The organism is Bradyrhizobium sp. URHC0002 (assembly GCF_054059515.1).
In genome coordinates, this window is the sequence record NZ_JBSSCF010000001.1 from 1602652 (window position 1) to 1620969 (window position 18318).

An 18318-nucleotide genomic window follows, 5' to 3' on the forward strand; every position below is an offset into this window, starting at 1 on the left:
CTTCGCCTCACCCGGCGCTTAGCGCCGGGTGATTCTTGTATCGCCGCAATGCGACCTTCAAGAGCGGGTTCGCTGGGTTGTTGCGCGCCTGCGAATTCTTGCGCCGTGACGGCCGCACATTCGTCGTCTCACTCGGCCGGACTGCGCGAGATATTTCCCACCGATGCTTCGCCATGCTGCGTCAGCGGCCGGTTACCGGCCAACGCGCGCAGCAGCACGTAGAACATCGGCGTGAAGAAGATGCCGAACGCCGTGACGCCGATCATGCCTGAAAACACCGCAACCCCCATGGCATGACGCATCTCGGAGCCTGCGCCGCTGGAGATCACCAGCGGTACCACGCCCATGATGAAGGCAAGCGAAGTCATCAGGATCGGCCGCAGCCGCAAGCGGCTGGCTTCGACTGCGGCCTGCACCGGCGTACGTCCGGCGAATTCCAGCTCGCGTGCGAATTCCACGATCAGGATGGCATTCTTGGCCGACAGTCCCACCAGAACAATCAAGCCGATCTGGGTGAACACGTTGTTGTCGTCCTTGGTCAGCCAGACGCCGAGCATCGCCGCCAGCAGCCCCATCGGCACGATCATGATGATCGATAGCGGCAGGGTCAGGCTCTCGTATTGCGCGGCGAGCACCAGGAATACCAGCAGCAGCGCCACCGGAAACACCACCAGCGACGAATTGCCGGCAATGATTTCCTGATACGTCAGGTCGGTCCACTCGAACGCGATGCCCTTCGGAAAGGTCTCTGCCGCGATCTTCTCCACCGCTGCCTGGGCCTGCCCGGTCGAATAGCCGGGCGCCGCACCGCCATTGAGGTCAGCGGTGAGGAAGCCGTTGTAGCGCATGGCGCGCTCCGGCCCGGCGCTTTCCTTGATCTTCAGCAGCGCTGACAGCGGCACCATCTCGCCGGTGTCGGTGCGCACCTTCAATAGCCCAACATCGTCGGCGCGGGCGCGGAATTTCGCGTCCGCCTGTACCCGCACCGAATAGGTGCGGCCGAACTTGTTGAAGTCGTTGACGTAGAGCGAGCCGAGATAGATCTGCATGGTGTCAAACACGCTGGTCACGGGCACGCTGAGCTGCCGTGCCCGGGTGCGGTCGATATCGGCATAAAGCTGCGGCACATTGACCTGATAACTGGAGAACAGCCCGGCCAGTTGTGGCGCCGCTTGAGCCTTGGCGATGAACGCCTTGGTGGCGTCGTTGAGCGCCTCATAGCCGAGCCCGGCGCGATCCTCGATCTGCAGCTTGAAGCCGCCGATGGTGCCTAGTCCCGCCACCGGCGGCGGTGGGAACATGGCAATGAAAGCTTCCTGGATCGCGGAAAACTTGCCATTGAGCTGACCGGCGATCGCGCCCGCGCTTAGATTGGCCGCCTTGCGTTCTTCGAAAGGCTTCAACGTGACGAACACTATCCCTGAGTTCGAGCTGTTGGTGAAACCGTTGATCGACAGGCCGGGAAACGCCACGGCGCTTTCGACGCCCGGCAGCTTCAAGGCGATATCACCCATGCGGCGGATCACCTCTTCGGTGCGATCGAGCGTCGCGCCGTCGGGCAGTTGCGCGAAGCCGACCAGATATTGCTTGTCCTGGCCGGGGACAAAGCCGCCGGGCACCGCCTTGAACAGTCCAAAAGTGACGCCGATCAGCGCGACATAGCCAACCATCACGATTGCCCGGCGCGAGATCACCCGTTTGACGCCGTGGCTGTAGGCGTCTGAACTGCGGTGAAAGAAGCGGTTAAAACGCTGGAAGAACCAGCCGAGCACGCGATCCATGCCGCGGGTCAGCGCGTCCTTCGGTGCGTCGTGGGATTTCAGCAGCACCGCCGCCAGCGCCGGCGACAGCGTCAGCGAATTGAACGCGGAAATCACCGTCGAGATCGCCACCGTCAGCGCGAACTGCTTGTAGAACTGGCCGGTCAATCCGGTAATGAACGCTAACGGCACAAACACCGCGATCAGCACCAGCGCGATCGCGATGATCGGCCCGGTGACTTCCTGCATCGCCTGATATGCGGCGTCCTTTGGCGTTAACCCCTGCTCGATGTTGCGCTCGACGTTCTCGACCACAACGATGGCGTCGTCGACGACGATGCCGATCGCCAGCACCAGCCCGAACAGTGTCAGCGCGTTGATCGAGAAGCCAAACACATGCATGACGGCAAAGGTGCCGATGATGGAAACCGGCACCGCGATCAGCGGAATGATCGACGCGCGCCAGGTCTGGAGGAACAGGATGACCACCAGCACCACCAAGGCCACGGCTTCCAACAACGTGTGCACCACCGCCTCGATAGAGGCGCGAACAAATTGCGTGGGGTCATAGACGATACTGTAGTCCATGCCATCCGGCATATTCGCCTTCAGCTCGACCATCTTCTTGCGGACGGTGTCGGAAATCTGGATCGCATTGGAGCCCGGCGACTGGAAGATCGGTACCGCGACCGCTGATTTGTTGTCCAGAAGCGAGCGCAGCGAATAGTCCGCGGCGCCGAGCTCGATCCGGGCGATGTCGCGCAGCCTTGTGACTTCGCCGTTGGCGCCATTCTTGACGATGATTTCGCCGAACTCTTCCTCAGTCTGCAGCCGCCCCTGTGCGTTGATGGAGAGCTGCAAATCGAGCCCGACCTCGCTTGGCGATGCCCCGACCACGCCCGCCGCCGCCTGGACGTTCTGGGCCCGGATCTCGCGCACCACGTCGGCGGCCGACAGCCCGCGCTCGGCGACCTTCTGCGGATCGAGCCAGACCCGCATCGAATAGTCGCCGGAGCCGAACAACTGCACCTGGCCGACGCCTTCGATGCGCGCCAGCCGATCCTTGACGTTGAGCACGGCATAGTTGCGCAAATAGGTCATGTCGTAGCGGCCGTTCGGCGACAGCAGATGCACCACCATGGTGAGATCGGGCGCGCTCTTGATCGTGGTGATGCCGAGGGTACGGACCTCGCTGGGCAGTCGCGGCTCGGCCTGCGCCACCCGGTTTTGCACCAGTTGCTGTGCCTTGTCCGGATCGGTGCCGAGGCGGAACGTCACGTTGAGCGTCATCAATCCATCGGTGGTGGCCTGGCTGCTCATATAGAGCATGCCTTCGACCCCGTTGATCTGCTCCTCGATCGGCGTCGATACCGTCTCGGCGATCACCTTGGGGTTGGCGCCGGGGTATTGCGCGCGCACCACCACCGTTGGCGGCGCCACTTCCGGATATTCCGAGATCGGCAGCGCCGGCAGCGACAGAAGTCCCGCCACAAAAATCAGAGTCGACAGCACGCCCGCGAAGATCGGCCGATCGATGAAAAATCTGGAAAAGTTCATGACACTGTCTCGCTGGTAGCCGGGCTGCAAAGCGCAAGGGTCCCGGCGCGGTCGACCGTGATCGACCGCACTGATTCACTTCTGTTGTTTTTTGATTGTTGTCCGGTGCTCTCTCGCAAAAGCACCGGGATCAGACTGCTAGCGTTGCGCCACCTCGGTCGCGGAAGAAGCAAAACCCATCGCCACCACCTCGGGCGCGACCAGCGCACCGGGACGCACACGCTGCAGTCCCTTGACCACGATGCGTTCACCGGCGTGTAGCCCGCCGGTCACGACGCGCATGCCCTCGATCGATACGCCGAGCGCAACTTCGCGATATTCCGCCTTGCTGTCCTTGTCGACGACCATCACGAATTTCTTGTTCTGGTCGGTGCCGACGGCGCGTTCGCTGATCAGCAACACCGGCTCGGCCTTGGGCTGGCCCATCAGCAGCCGCGCGAACTGGCCCGGCATCAGCCTGCCATCGGCGTTGTCGAACACCGCGCGCACCCGCACGGTGCCGCTGCGCGCATCGACCTGGTTGTCAATCAGTTGCATCTTCCCCTTGTAGGGTGTGCCGTCGGTGGTGCCGGTCCCCATCTGCACCGGGATGCGTCCGATCTCGGACGGCGTCGATTCATCCGCCAGCGTCCGCAATGCGCGCGTCACCACCTGCTCATCGGCATTGAAGCTGGCATAGATCGGATTGACCGAGACCAGCGTGGTCAGAACCGGCGTGCCGGGTCCAGCGGCGATCAGATTGCCGACGGTGATTTCGAGCTTGCCGACCCGCCCGGAGACCGGCGCCCGTACTTCGGTATAGCCGAGATTGAGTTTTGCCGTTTGCAGCGTCGCCTCGGCCGCCTTCAGATTCGCTTCGGCCTCGCTGTAGGCGTTGACGCGACCGTCAAAATCGCGCTGCGAGATCGTGCGCGAATCCGTCAATTGCTGGCCGCGCTCGAAATCGCTCTTGGTGAGGATCAGGCGCGCCTTGGCCGCGGACACCTGGCCTTCGGCGCGCGCCACATCGGCCGCATACAGCGACGGATCGATCAGGATCAACAGGTCTCCTTGTTTGACCAGCGCACCCTCCGTAAAGTGGATTTCCTGAATCGCGCCTGCGACGCGGGAGCGGATTTCGACCCGTTCGACGGCCTCAAGCCGGCCGGAAAACTCGTCCCAAGGCACGGTCTGCCGGGGCGCGACGACGGAGACCGAGACCGGCAGGGCCGCGGGTGCTGCTGTCGCCGTCTCGGCTTGTGCGCTTCCACCTCGATCGCTCAGGAAGGTCGCACCCGCGGCGATGGCCAAGGCGGTCAGCACCAGCCCCGTCCCAGCCAAGCGTTTGTTTTTTATAATATTTTTCATGGAGACCCCAGTTCGGCAGGACATTCGGCGCTGTTAGCCCGGTTTGAATAGATCGGACCGGTGACGACACCCGATTACCGTCCACGCTGCAGCGCACACTTTCGTAACGTCCGGTATAAATGGGCCATCGACATGACCTGTCAAGTCACTTATCTAACGATTGGTAGGAAACTCGGAGAACCCATCATGGCCATGGGACGGCCCCGCGAATTCGATGTCGACAAGGCGCTCGACCTGGCGCTCCAGGTGTTCTGGCGCAAAGGCTACGAAGGCGCGTCGATGGCGGACCTCACGGAAACCATGGGGATCACCAAGCCAAGCCTTTATTCCGCGTTCGGCAACAAGGAAGAACTGTTTCGCAAGGCGCTGGATCGTTACGTCGACGGCCCCGGCGGTTACTTTCAGGCCGCGCTGGCCAAGCCGACCGCGCGCGCCGTGGTCGAACACTTGCTGTACGAAAGCGCCGATGCCGTCACTGACCCGAACCATCCGCCGGGATGTCTGGCGGTCCAAGGCGCCCTGAGCTGCGGCGATGCTGCTGAATCCATCAAGCAGGAATTGATGTCGCGCCGCGCCAAAGGCGAACAGGATTTGCGCGAGCGCTTCGAGCGGGCGATCGCCGAAGGCGACCTGCCTGAGGAATCCGATGCCGCCGATCTCGCGGCCTACCTGTCGGCGTTCCTGCAGGGCATGGCGGTGCAGGCGGCTGGCGGCACGACGCGCGAGCAATTGCGCAAGATTGCCGAGATGGCGCTGCGAACGTGGCCGCCGCCGAGTCTGGCGTCGGTCTGACGTTCACACCTCCGCCTTCTCCGCCATTCCCACCGCCCACAGCGCGAACGCGTACGCGATCGCCACTTCGTCGAGCCGGTTGAACCGCCCCGACGCGCCGCCGTGGCCGGCGCCCATGTTGGTGCGTAGCAGCACCGGGCCGCCGCCGCTCATGGTGGGGCGCAGCCGCGCGATCCATTTGGCCGGCTCCCAATAGGTGACGCGCGGATCGGTCAGCCCGCCCATCGCCAGGATCGCGGGATATTCCTTTGCCGTGAGGTTGTCGTAGGGCGAGTACGACAAGATGGTGCGAAAATCCTTTTCGCTTTCGATCGGGTTACCCCATTCCGGCCATTCCGGCGGCGTCAGCGGCAGCGTGTCGTCGAGCATCGTATTCAAGACATCGACGAACGGCACTTCGGCGACGATGCCGGCGAACAATTCGCCTGATCGGTTGGCGACCGCCCCCATCAGCATGCCGCCGGCGCTGCCGCCATGGCCGACGATTCGTTTGGCACTGGTGTACTTTGCCTCGCTCAGCGCGCGCCCTGCTGCTGCGAAATCGTCGAACGAATTCGTCTTCTTCTCGCGCTTGCCGTCGAGATACCAGCCCCAGCCCTTGTCCGCGCCGCCGCGGATATGCGCGATGGCGTAGACAAAACCGCGATCGACCAGCGACAGCCGGTTGGCCGCAAACGATGCCGGCATCGCCATGCCGTAGGAGCCGTAGCCGTAGAGCAGCAGCGGCGCGCGGCCATCGCGCACCAGATCCTTGCGGTGCAGGATCGAGACCGGCACCAGCGCGCCGTCATGCGAGGTCGCCATGATGCGCGTGGTGACGTAGTCGGCGGGGTTGTGGCCCGACGGAATTTCCTGCCGCTTGCGCAGCAGGCGCGCCCGCGTAGCCATGTCGTAGTCATAGACTTCCGCCGGCGTCGTCATCGACGAATAGGAGAACCGCAAATTGGTGGTTTCGAACTCGTAACCGCCCATGGTGTCGAGCGAATAGGCGGCCTCGTCGAAGGCGATGGCGTGCTCCCCGCCGCTCTCGAGGTCACGGATGATGATCGCAGGCAGCGCGTTGGCGCGCTCCAGCCGCACCATATGGCCGGCATAGAGTTCGACATCGAGCACATAGACGCCCTCGCGATAGGGAATCAGGTCGCGCCAGTTGGCGCGCTCGGGCGCGGCGAGCGGTGCGGTGACGACCTTGAAGTCGATGGCATCGTCCGCATTGGTGAGAATGAACAGCTCGTCGCCGCGGTCGGCGAGCGAATATTGCACGCCTTCCTCGCGCGCGGCGACGAGGCGCGGCGGCGCTTCGGGGTTGGCCAGATCGATCAGCCGTTGCTCCGAGGTCTCGTGATCGCCGCCGGCGATGACGCAGAAGCGGCCGGACGAGCTCTCGTGCAGATGGGTGAACCAGCCGGAATCCTGCTCTTCATAAACAAGCGTGTCGTCAGCCTGTTTGGTTCCAAGTCGATGCCGCCACACCTGCATCGGCCGGTGGTTGTCGTCGAGCTTGACGTAGAAGAAGCTGTTGCAATCCTTGCTCCAGACGATGCCGCCGTCGGTCTCCTCGACGAGGTCGTCGCGATCGGTGCCATTAGCCCAATCGCGCACGCGGATCGAAAAATATTCCGAGCCCTTGGTGTCGGCGCTCCACGCCTGCAGTTTGTGGTCATGCGAATGCCGCGCGCTGCCGAACTTGAAGTATTCATGGTTCGCGGCCAGCGCATCGCCGTCGAGCACGATCTCGACGTCGCCGCCGTCGCGCGGTGTGCGGCCGAACAGTTCATGCTGCCCGCCCTCGCGAAACTTTCGCAAATAGGCAAACGGACCGTCCGGCGCGGGCACGCTGGAATCGTCTTCCTTGATCCGCCCGCGCATTTCCGCAACCAGCTTCTTCTGCAAGGGCGCGGTATGGCCCAGCAGGCTATCGGTGTAGTCGTTTTCAGCTTCGAGATATTTTCGGATATCCGGATCCAGGATCGAGGGATCGCGCAGCACTTCCTGCCATCGGGCGTCTTTCAGCCATGCGTAGTCGTCCGTCACCGTGATGCCGTGCGTGGCGAAGGAATGCGGACGGCGCGGGGCGATGGGGGCGGGCAGAGAAGTCTTCCTGGGTTGTGTCACTCAATCCTCGTTAGCTGGATGCGCGGGCCAAGCCGGCGCATGACGATCAGGCCGGGCATCGCCGACACCCTTATATCGGCTCGAAAACGCGAATTGCCAGATCGGCGGCGTACCTCAATCTTGTTGGCTAGCGTGTTGTATGGTTAGGCATTTCGGCCTCGCCGCCGGCGATCGATCTGAAGATTTTGTCGTGGCTGGCCGAGGGCAGATATGTTGTCGGTCCAGCAAAACCGCTGCCGTCGCTGGAGCGGCTCAAGGCGCAGATCGAAGGCGTACAAGGTGGAGCGTTAGAATGCACGAGAGGATTTGACGAGGCGTGGACCATGTCGGCTTGGTATTGGAAGCTGGCAGCCCATTTTACGAAGATTTAACCGGTCCGTTGCCACAACCAATGGGTGCGTGAACCGCGAGCCCTGCCTGCATGCGACTGATGCCGAGACCTGTGATGTGGACAGCCATGCTGGCCGTTGTCGGCTTCATTGCTTATGGCGAATTTGTTCGCGACTGGCGCGTTCCGCGCTCGAGTCAATCCATTAATTCAGCGATGGCCGTTACCTACAGCGTGCTGATGGCCGACCTAACCAAGCTCGAAGCCGAGAGCAAGCGCAAATACGGCGAGGGGATCGAGGTTTCGCTGGAAGGCGGTAGCGGAACCGTCAGTGTCGAGCGAGATGGAAAGGTTCTCGAAACCCACGAACAGATCAGGACGTTTAACGGAGTGTATGGAATATTCGTCGTCGACCGAAAAACGCAGGCGCTTACGCGATTCCCGTTCAGCATCGCGGTCCGGCAGGAGTCCTCGTCGCCCAATCGGCCGGTCCGCGACTGGTTCAAGAACCGTTTCAAGAGTGCGCCTCAGCAGTGGTTCGAGTTCGACGATAGCGAACGGACGATAGATCGCTGTGTTGCGTTGCCCGATGGCCTCGGCCTTGGAAGGGTCGGCAGTGCGCTGCTTCTGCGTGAGGGCACGGCCTGCGTGGTGACCTGGAAAGGACAGCAACCCGGGGCGATGCTCATCACCGTCAGCCGCGCGGACGGCGATCCCTGGATGCGGCCATTTACCCGCCGGCTCTGCCGTTCCATTACGGAGTCGGCGCTCGAACGATTTACTCCCGGAGAGCCAGGTGGCCCGAAATACGCGACATGCATCCTCGCTGACCGGCCCGCTTACGTTAGCGCGCGAGAATCGCTTTCCGTCAGCGTGTATGAAGTCGGGGCGAGTAACCAGCTCATGCGAATCGACTGACTTCGCATGATAGCTGCGCGGCAAAGGACGTCGCGCGACGCGCGTCGACCGGCTAACTGTTCCGCAACCTCGCAGCAGCGCCGCCGCCGAACACCGGGATCCGGTTCACCGCCAGCACCACCGCGAACGTGATCACCAGCATGGCGATACCCAGCACCGAAATGGCGGCGAGGTCGCCGCTTTCGTTGAGGTCGTAAATCAAAACCGACAGCACCTTGGTCTGCGAGGTGAACAGCACGATCGCGGCGGATAGTTCGCGCATCACGCCGATGAATATGAAGCACCAGGTCGCGATCACGCCGGTGCGCAATAGTGGCGCGGTGATCTGCCACAGCGCCTGCAGCCGCGTCGCGCCGAGGATGCGGCTGGCGTCTTCCAGCTCGGGATGAATGGTCGCGAACGCTGCCTGCAATTGCTGGTAGGCCGACGGGAGATTGATGGTGAGGAACGCCAGCAGCAGAATCCACAGCGTGCCGTAGAGCACGAAGGGCGGCCGGGTGTAGCTCAGGAACAGCCCGACGCCGAGCACGATGCCGGGTACCGCGACCGGCGCGGTCGCGAGAAAGCCGAGGATGCGGTGGCTCGCGATCACGCGGCGGGTCGTGACATAGGCGACGACGAGGGCGAGGATCGTGCCGATAGTCGCCGTCGATGCACCCAGGATCACGGTGTTTTTCAGCGCGAGCTGGGTCGACGACAATTCGGTGAAGACGAAAACGATGTTGTGCAGCGTCGCCGTCGACGGCGTCACCAGCGTGGTGGCGTTCGGCGAAAACGCCGCATTGAGCAGCGCGAAATAGGGCAGGAACACCGGATTGAGCAGCACGATGAGGCAGAATGCCAGCGCCGCCCAGCGCCAGCCCTTCATCTCGACCTGACGCGGCGCGCCGTATTTGCCGCCGACGACCGAAAAGCCGCGACGGCCGAGCAGGAATTTTTGGCCCTGCAGCAGCAGGATCGTCAGCAGCAGCAGCGGCACGGCGGCGGCCGCGGCAAGTTCGAGCTTTGGCGGATACTGGAACAGGCTCCAGATTTTCGTCGTCATGGTGTGGAAGCCGGCCGGCAGCGCCAGGATCGCAGGCGATCCGAACAGCGTCATCGCCTGCAGGAACGCGATCAAGGCGCCGGCGACCAGCGCGGGCAGCGCCAGGGGGATCGTGACGCGCCGCGCCGTGGTCCATGCCTTGCCGCCGAGAATGGCGGATGCGTCCTCCAACTCGCCCGGCATGTTGTCGAGCGCGTTGGCGACCAGCACGAAGACGAACGGGAAGGTGTAGCAGGAGATCACGAAGATCAGCCCAGTCAGCGAATAGATGTCGAACAGGGGATCTTCGGCGCCGGTGAGATGACGATAGAGCTGGTTCAGCAGGCCGCTGTTCGGCGCCGCCAGCAATTCCCAGGCGACCGCGCCGAGAAACGGCGGCGTGACAAAGGAAGCCGTCACCAGCGCGCGGATGGTCTGCCGTCCCGGCATGTCGGTGCGCGACACCAGCCAGCCGATCGGGGCTGCGACAAGGCAGCAGATCACCGCCGAGGTGGTGGCGATGATCGCGGTCGTCAGCAGGGGATCGAGAAAGGCAGGGTCGGTGAACAGCGTGACGAAATTCTGCAGCGTCGGATGCCGTGCCTTGTCCGTGAAAGCGAACACCGCCAGCCACGACATCGGCAGCACGATCAGCACGATCATGAAGGCCGCGAACAGCCACAGGACAGGGCGGGTGAGATCGATGCGGGATTTCGGGGTGTCGGCGGTGGTGATGGTGACGGTCATTTGATCCACGAGTCAGATGTTTCCCTCATCCTGAGGAGCCGCTTTAGCGGCGTCTCGAAGGATGAATGGCACCAGCGGGGCCTCATGGTTCTCCCGGCGATGCAAAGCATCGTCCGGAGACGGCGCTTTGCGCCTCCTCACCATGAGGAAATAGGTCAAACCCTGAACAGCCGCGCATAGCGCGTCTTGATCTCTTCGGCCATCTTCTCCACGCCCACTGCATCTTCCTTCATCAATTTGATGTCCGAAATCTTGCGGCGCCCCGGCTTCGATTGCACCTGCGCGTGAACCGAATATTGTGCAGTGAAGTCGGTGAAGAATTGTTGCGTCTCGCGGGTGTGCAGCCAGGCCTGGAACAGCCGCGCGGCATTTGGATGCGGCGCTGACGCAAAGATGGCTGTCGGCCCCGAGATCGTTGGCGCGCCTTCGGCCGGATAGATCGGCTCAACCGGTTGGCCGGCTTCCTTCAGCAGCACGACGCCGTATTCATTGCCGTCGGCCATCACCGCGCGCTCGCCGAGCGACAACTTCTTTGGCGGATCGGTCGACGACTGCACCTGCATTACCCGCTGTTTCGACAGCTTCTCCAGATAATCCCAGCCCAGTTCACGGACCAGCTGGAAGGTCGCGGTCATGATGGTGCCACTATAGGCCGGGTGGCCCTTGACCATTTTGCCTGACCATTTGGGATCAAGCAGATCGGCAAAGCTCTTCGGTGCGTCTTCGGGCTTTACCAGATTGGTGTTGTAGGCCATCGACGACAAATAGATCCGCGAGGTGGCGGACATGCCGTCGGGGTCGCGATACTCAGGAAGAAAATGCCGGGCCATATCTTCCGATACAAATGGCGCCAACCATTTGTTCCGCTTCCAGGTGATGACGTGCGACGCATCCGAGGTGTTGATCACATCGGCTGCGCGGATGCCGGACCCGAACTCCTGGTCGATCCGCTGGAACAATCGCTCCGAGCCGGAGCGTTCGATCTGTACGGTGACGCCGGGATAGGCGGCCTCGAACGCCTTGCCGAGCTTTTCGCCGACCGGCAGGTCCATCGACGAGTACAGGATCAGTTTGCCTTCCTTCTTCGCCGCTTCCACCAGCGCCGGCGTGATCGCGGCCGGCTCCGGTGCCTGGGCGCGAACGGAAGCGGCGAACACGGCGCCAGTGGCAAGCGTGGCCGCGCCTTGAAGGATGTCGCGTCTCGAAAGTCTTCGCCGCTTCATCGCGTCCTCCCGTTTCTTCTTGTTTTACCGGCCCAGCGCCCGGCAGCGCTCGGGTGGCAGCGTCAGCCATACCTCGCCGCCCCTTTGCACGCTGGTTTCGGTCGGCGTGGTGGCGCGCAAACTGGTGCCGTCGGCCACCTCGACCATGTAGTCTCGCGCGGCGCCGAGATAGACCTGCCGCGTGACGACCGCCCTGATCGCATTCTCGGATGAAGCCGGCGGCTGCGTCGAAAGCCCGACATCATGCTGTCGGATCGCAACCACGGCGCTTTGGCCCGATGTGAGCGGCGCGCCGACCACTCTCAACGTCGCGCCCGCAAAGGCGACATGGTTGGCATCGAGCGCGGTTCCCTTGATGACATTGCTGGCGCCGATAAAGCGGGCGACGAATTCGGACTCGGGGCGCGCGTAGATGTCTTCGGGCGTGCCGAGCTGGTCGATCCGGCCGCCATTCATGACCGCGATCAGGTCGGCCGTGGTCATGGCCTCGGACTGGTCGTGGGTGACATAGACCGTGGTGTAGCGATATTCGTCGTGCAGGCGGCGGATTTCGAACCGCATCTCCTCGCGCAGATTGGCATCGAGGTTGGACAGCGGCTCGTCGAGCAGCAGCGTCTCCGGCTCGACGATCAGCGCGCGCGCCAGCGCCACGCGCTGCTGCTGCCCGCCGGAGAGTTCGCCGGGATAGCGCTGCGCCAGCGCCTCGAGCTTGGTGGTGGCAAGAATCGCCGCCAGTTTCTTCGCAATGGTGTCGCGGTCGAGTTTGCGCAGCCGCAGGCCGTAGACGATGTTTTCCGTCACCGTCATGTGCGGCCACAGCGCGTAGCTCTGGAAGATCATCGACATGCTGCGCTGCTCGGGCGGCAGCGTGCGCGCCTTCGAGGATACCAGCCGCTCGCCGACATGGATCTCGCCGTCGGAAGGTTCGAGGAAACCCGCGATCAGCCGCAGTGTCGTGGTCTTGCCGCAGCCGGATGGGCCGAGCAGGCAGACCAGTTGTCCATGGTCGATTTTCAATGAGACGTTATCGACCACCGCAAGCGAGCCAAATCGCTTGGTCAGGCCGCGCAAATCAACGGACGCCAATCGCCTCACTCCCACTCTTGTTCGTGCACGGATCAGCGCCCGGCTTGGTATGCCAGTATACGGACAAAAACAGGATGGGAAAGGGAGTTGGAGCGCCGGCAGGGAATGATTGGTGACGTTGTCGTCCCTGCCTAGTGCGCAATTGCGCACGGGCGCAGGGACGACGACTAACCGGTAACGTAGCGGTGCGTAACCATTACGCCCCCACGTTCTCGCCGAGATATTCGATCGCGGCCTCGGTTCCGCCCTTGCCGTGGGGGATATTCAGCGCGTTGAGTCCGACCTCGATCACGCCCAGCGTACCCAAAACCATCGGCGCGTTGACATGGCCCATATGGGCGATGCGAAACGCCTGGCCGGAGAGGTCGCCGATCCCGGTGCCCAGCACCACGCCACATTTCTCCTTGCAGTAGCGCTGCAGCGCGGCCGGATCAAAGCCGTTCATCGTCACCGTCGTCACGGTGTTGGAACGCTCATTGGCTTCGGAGATGTTGAAGCCGAGCACCTGGCCCTCGGACCACGCCGCCACCGCGCGGCGCACCGCTTCGGCGAGCAGGCGGTGACGCAGAAAGGCGTTTTCAAGTCCCTCGACATGGAGCATGTCGATCGCCTTGCGCAGCGCGAACAGCAGATGCACCGGCGCGGTGCCGGCATATTTGCGGTAGTGCTCGGCGCCTTCGCGCTCGGTCCAGTCCCAATAGGGCGTGCGCAGGTTGGCGCGTCTGTGCACTTCGCGGGCGCGGTCGTTGGCGGCGACGAAGCCGAGGCCCGGCGGCGTCATCAGGCCCTTCTGCGATCCGGACATCGCGACATCGATGCCCCATTTGTCCATCTCGAACGGCATGCAACCGAGCGAGGCCACGGTGTCGACCATGAACAGCGCCGGATGTCCCGTTGATTTGATCGCCTTGCCGATCGCTTCGATGTCGTTATAGGCGCCTGACGCCGTATCGACCTGCACCGCGACGATCGCCTTGATGCTGTGATCCTTGTCCTGCTTCAGCCGCGCCTCGACTTCGGCGGGACGGATTGCGCGGCGCCAGTCGCCCCTGAGCACCTCCACCTCGACGCCCATCGCGGCGGCCGCCTGACCCCAGCCGATCGCAAAGCGTCCGCTTTCCAGCACCAGCAGCTTGTCGCCGCGCGACAGCACGTTGGACAGCGTGGCTTCCCATGCGCCATGGCCGTTGGCGATGTAGATGTAGGATTGGCCCTTGGTGGCGAACATTTTCGACAGATCGGCGAGCAGGCTATCGGTCAATTCCAGCATCTGTTCGGAATAGATATCGAGCGCCGGGCGATGCATCGCCTGCAGCACTTCGTCGGGCATGGTGGTGGGTCCCGGGATGGCCAGAAATTCCCGGCCCGCGCGAACGGTCATTTTTTGCTTTTCCTTGTCGGCAGGAGATTCAATCTCGGTGTCATACTGATATTAGGCTATCGCAGCCGTCATTGCGAGCGCAGCGAAGCAATCCCAAGCTGCAAAAACCGATTGCTCTCATTGCTCCGCTCCGCAGTGGTGCCTGCGCAAGCTATTTCCCCACCGCATTGGCGATCGCACGCCAGATCTGATCCTTCAGCTCGGTCGCCGGCGGGCTCGGGATCGTCACCGCAGGTCCCTCGCGTTTTTTGCAGGCCTCGACCAGCCGCAGCACCCAGATTTCGCCGTCGGTGTAATAGAGGTCGCCGCCGCCATTATGGCCCGCAATCGTCGGCCCGATGCCGGTGACCTGATATTTCGCCTCGACCATGCCGGCGTTTTCCAGATCAGTCGCAAGTATCGCGCGTTCGGCATCGAGATCGGGGCTGATGTGGTGCGTAACGGCTGCAGTGTATTTGCTGACGCCGACGCCGCGATCTTCCGTCGCCGAGCCGAGCCAGACTGGGCGCTTTTCCTCGCCTTGGTCGAGCACCTTCCAGAACCGCACGTGATTGCGGCGATCGGCGCTGGCCCCGATCGGCTTTTCATAGGCGAGATCCTCGCGGCGACCGAGATAATAGAGATTGCTGACCGGCGCGTCCTTGTACGGCCGATCGAGCAGCACGCTGCCGACGATCTCGATCGATGATTTCAGCGTGATCGGATCGGCCGGATACCAGCCGGCCGCGTGCATCGCGCAGATCACGTCTTTGGTGTCGCCGACCAGCCCGACATTGATGGGATCGCCGGGAATGTCCTGGCCGGTCCGCGTCACCATAGGCAATTGGGCGAGGCCTTTTTGATGCTCGTAATGGGTCCAGAACAACGGCAGTGCCAGATAGGCGATGGCGCCATAGACGATGACAACGAGCAGCAAGATCCAGGCCGCGCGCTTCCACCGCGAACGCTTCGGCTTGACCGGGGATTGCGCGCCATTGGTGTCGGTCACATCCAGCGCTCCACGATGTCGGGCGCCGAAGGGTAGCACGTCTGGGCTGTGGCGCTACCGCCGCGTCTCGCGGCAGCCGGCGGCTTCGGCTTCGTCGACCGAGCAGAACCAGCGCGTGCCCTTTGAGATCTTCATCTCGATCTTCGCATACCAGCGGCTCGTCGGCTGATGATAGATGCATTCGCCGGATCGGTTGACGTTGCCCTTGATGGTGCAGTCGGGCGAGGGCGCCACCGGTCCCGAAGCCGATGCCAGCAGGATCGATTTGGCATTTTCCGGCGGCTTGACCGCGCCGAGAATGGCGGTCTTCTTGTTGCGGACGCGCCAGTCCCATGGCGCGATGAATGCGCCCTGCCACATCCCGGCCTTGGCCTCGCGCGCCGCTTTTTCATCCGCCTCGTAGTCGCGCGAGATTCGCGTCAGCGCCAGCGCCCAGCCGTTCGACACCAGCCACTTCTGAATGTCCTCGCCGTCGGCCTCGCAGCGCGCCACGGTGCGGCCGCGGCGATCCGTTACCGACCGGGTGTGACAGGTCCAGCTCTTGCCGCCGAAGCGTTTGATCAGTTCGTCGCGCGCCGCGGCGCCGCAGGTCCAGCGCTCGCCGTTGGTGTTGAGGCAGAGCTGATCGACGGCCGGCGCGTCGATGCCGCCCAAACGAATGCGGTTGTTGCCGATCTGGAGATGATCGCCTTCGCGGATTTTCGGGACGCCGGTGATGTCGGCCGCTTGCGCCACGGCGGGGAGCGACAGCAGCAGGACAGCGGACAGCAATTTCCATAAATTCATCGGCAGTCCCAGCGGAATGGTGCGCAACAATTCGGCGGATTGTGCGGACAAAGGGTCCGCCTTGCCAGAGCCGTAGCGTCGCATCGCTTTCAACTTCCTGTCATTGCGCGGTGCGTCCGCAAGCGCCGGAATCGCAGGCTGGGCAAGGCGCTCTTGCGCCGTGACCACCATCGATCCGCGCTCATCACTATTGAGGGTGGGCACGCTTCGCTTTGCCCACCCTACGACTTCACCATCGCCCTTCTTGCCAGCGCCAATCCCATCAGCACGAACGCCGACGTCACCTCGGGCCCGCCGACCAGAATCCGCGTCGGCGTCTTCATCTTGTTCCATTCATAGGCCTTGTACGGCCCATGCCTGCCGCCTTCGCCGAGCTGGGCGATGATGCAGTTGAGCGCCGGCGCAAACGTCGAAACGTCGGCGCCGAGATGCGCCAGCGCCATCAGCGCCAGCGCAGCGTCGAACGCGTTCATCTCGCGCGCGATCAATTCTCCTTCGACATAGGCCAACACATGCCTGCGGATGAACGCGAACGTGCCGTCCGGATCGATCGCCCGCCGCGCCGCATCGGGCAACGCCATGAACGCGGCATGGCAGCGGCCGAAATAGGCGGAGTAGAGTTCCGGCAGATAATAGATGTGCGAGCGCGGGTTCTTGAACGCGCCGCTTTCCACCAGCCGCCGCTGGAAGCCCAGGATGCGATGCACCGTCTCCAGCCGCGCAGGCGTCTCCAGGATCTTCCAGCGCGAAAGGTTGCGGAACGAGACTTCGAGAATATCGAGATTGAGGGTGGGATCGAGGTCGTTGCCGTAGGGCCGGTCGCCAGCGAGATTGTCGATCCAGGTGACGACGCCGCCCTCGTAATCGATGTTGTCGTTCAAGGGCACGGTGACGCGCGGCTCGTTGGCGCCCTCGCGCACCTGATAGCCGCGGTAGAAATCCAGGAGCGGCTGGTCGAGGATCGGATCGGTCGAACCGGCCTGGGTCGCCGCCGAGAACGAGCACGCGGTGGTGTCGCAGTCCGGCACGTAGATGCCAAAACCCAGATCCTGCTTGATCTGGGCGAAGAAGCGCGAGAAGCGCGGATGCGGCAGCGGCGCCAGCGCCGTGATCACACGCGCCGTGGAGCCGTCATGCGAGGACACTTCCTCGGCTGAGGTCTTCAGGCAGAAATCCACCATCTCCGAAATCGCCCGCCGCGACGCCGCGGCCTGGTCCGCGGACACCAGCCCGGTTTCGATGAAGCTCAGCAGCGCCTCGGTGAAGAAGGCGTCGTAATAGGCCGAGCGGTGGCGGATCTGCATCGGCTGCCACATCGGCTCGGCGATCCCCGTCCAGGGCGGGTTGATCAGCGCGCGGGCCGGCGAATGGGCGATAAATATCCGCGCCAGGCTGAACAGGAGTGTCGAGTTCTTGTAGCCGCGTGAGTTCAGCCCGGTCAGCGCCATCAGCATTTCGCGCCCGCCCATGTCGGGGTCGCCGATCAGGTTGAAGGCGGCATAGGTCGGGATGAAGCCGTTTTTGGCAAACGAGCCCAGCAGATGGGCGCCGCAGCGGCGGATCACCCGGTCGATTTCGCTTCCGTCAGGAGCGCGGCCATTTGCCGCCACCGACTGCGGGGAGGGGTGATTCACCCCGATATCGGCCATCAGCTCGGCGATCGGGGCGCCGACTGCGGCCCAGTCCGGATCGGCCTCGTCGCGCGCCCGCCGCAGCGCCTCCTGCAGCGCGCCAAGCCGCTTCTCGTCCCGCAGCGCGGGTAGCCCGGTCCGCCGCAGCAGCGGCCGCAGCGCCGGATTGCCCAGTGCCGTCCGATAGAACTTGCCGAGATGGGGGTCGCCGCCGCGGTATTTCAGCAGCACGGGATCGCATACGTCGTACAGCGAGGGGCCGTCTTTCCGCGCGGTCAGCGACCGAAATGCGGCGCCGGCGATGGTTTGGAAGCCCATGCAGTTTCTTTCCGCCGGAACGGTGAGGGGAGGGCCGCGTTGAGCATGTCGAATAGCTCAAGGCGGCCACCGCCGGCCGGATCGGGCCCGCAAGCCATTGAAAACTAGCCAAATCTGCGAAAAACACAAATGTGATGTGGATCACTTAAGTGAAATTAACTATCCACCGGTATCTGCAGCTCTGGGGGTCCATGCGTCAAATGAGGTTGTTCGGGGAGGGCCAGCAGGCTAAAAGCCCGGTTGTTGCGGTGCCGCAAATTGAGCGCAATTCGACGGCACATACCCTGCAACCCCTTCAAACCTGAACGGTCCTCACG

Annotated in this window: 12 protein-coding genes; 2 read left to right on the plus strand and 10 right to left on the minus strand. The window is 63.1% G+C overall.

Annotated features, from left to right (window positions below):
- Positions 1-128 precede the first annotated feature (128 nt).
- Both ACVWVY_RS07665 and ACVWVY_RS07670 read right to left on the minus strand, forming a co-directional pair.
- The gene (locus ACVWVY_RS07665; RefSeq protein ID WP_456625800.1) at positions 129-3317 is read right to left on the minus strand and encodes an efflux RND transporter permease subunit; all 3189 of its coding nucleotides are present in this window, start codon (positions 3315-3317) and stop codon (positions 129-131) included.
- A 138-nt stretch (positions 3318-3455) separates the two neighbouring features.
- Positions 3456-4664 carry an efflux RND transporter periplasmic adaptor subunit gene (locus tag ACVWVY_RS07670; protein WP_456625801.1) on the minus strand — a complete coding sequence of 403 codons (1209 nt, stop codon included), beginning with the start codon at positions 4662-4664 and terminating at the stop codon, positions 3456-3458.
- A 186-nt stretch (positions 4665-4850) separates the two neighbouring features.
- Between ACVWVY_RS07670 and ACVWVY_RS07675 the strand changes: the two genes are divergently transcribed.
- Positions 4851-5456, plus strand: coding sequence for a TetR/AcrR family transcriptional regulator (locus ACVWVY_RS07675; RefSeq protein WP_456625802.1), 606 nt, complete (start codon positions 4851-4853; stop codon positions 5454-5456).
- Positions 5457-5459: 3 nt separating this feature from the next.
- Here ACVWVY_RS07675 and ACVWVY_RS07680 read toward each other — a convergent pair whose 3' ends face one another.
- Positions 5460-7571 carry a S9 family peptidase gene (locus tag ACVWVY_RS07680; protein ID WP_456625803.1) on the minus strand — a complete coding sequence of 704 codons (2112 nt, stop codon included), beginning with the start codon at positions 7569-7571 and terminating at the stop codon, positions 5460-5462.
- A gap of 445 nt (positions 7572-8016) precedes the next feature.
- Between ACVWVY_RS07680 and ACVWVY_RS07685 the strand changes: the two genes are divergently transcribed.
- A complete protein-coding gene (locus ACVWVY_RS07685; RefSeq protein ID WP_456625804.1) occupies positions 8017-8817 on the plus strand; it encodes a hypothetical protein in 801 nt (266 codons plus the stop codon).
- Positions 8818-8869: 52 nt separating this feature from the next.
- On the opposite strand, the gene ACVWVY_RS07690 is transcribed toward ACVWVY_RS07685, so the two are convergent.
- From ACVWVY_RS07690 to ACVWVY_RS07720, 7 genes are all read right to left on the minus strand, one after another.
- Complete coding sequence (locus ACVWVY_RS07690) at positions 8870-10588, minus strand: ABC transporter permease (protein WP_456632137.1); 1719 nt, start codon at positions 10586-10588, stop codon at positions 8870-8872.
- Between the two features lie 155 nt (positions 10589-10743).
- Positions 10744-11811: an extracellular solute-binding protein gene (locus ACVWVY_RS07695; RefSeq protein WP_456625805.1), complete on the minus strand. Its 1068-nt coding sequence runs from the start codon at positions 11809-11811 to the stop codon at positions 10744-10746.
- Between the two features lie 24 nt (positions 11812-11835).
- The gene (locus tag ACVWVY_RS07700) at positions 11836-12897 is read right to left on the minus strand and encodes an ABC transporter ATP-binding protein (RefSeq protein ID WP_456625806.1); all 1062 of its coding nucleotides are present in this window, start codon (positions 12895-12897) and stop codon (positions 11836-11838) included.
- Between the two features lie 196 nt (positions 12898-13093).
- Positions 13094-14278, minus strand: coding sequence for a pyridoxal-phosphate-dependent aminotransferase family protein (locus ACVWVY_RS07705; RefSeq protein ID WP_456625807.1), 1185 nt, complete (start codon positions 14276-14278; stop codon positions 13094-13096).
- Positions 14279-14429: 151 nt separating this feature from the next.
- Positions 14430-15266, minus strand: a complete 837-nt coding sequence (locus ACVWVY_RS07710; RefSeq protein ID WP_456625808.1) for an LssY C-terminal domain-containing protein — start codon at positions 15264-15266, stop codon at positions 14430-14432.
- 54 nt (positions 15267-15320) lie between these two features.
- Positions 15321-16052: a thermonuclease family protein gene (locus ACVWVY_RS07715; RefSeq protein WP_456632138.1), complete on the minus strand. Its 732-nt coding sequence runs from the start codon at positions 16050-16052 to the stop codon at positions 15321-15323.
- 221 nt (positions 16053-16273) lie between these two features.
- Complete coding sequence (locus tag ACVWVY_RS07720; RefSeq protein ID WP_456625809.1) at positions 16274-18001, minus strand: hypothetical protein; 1728 nt, start codon at positions 17999-18001, stop codon at positions 16274-16276.
- Positions 18002-18318 lie beyond the last annotated feature (317 nt).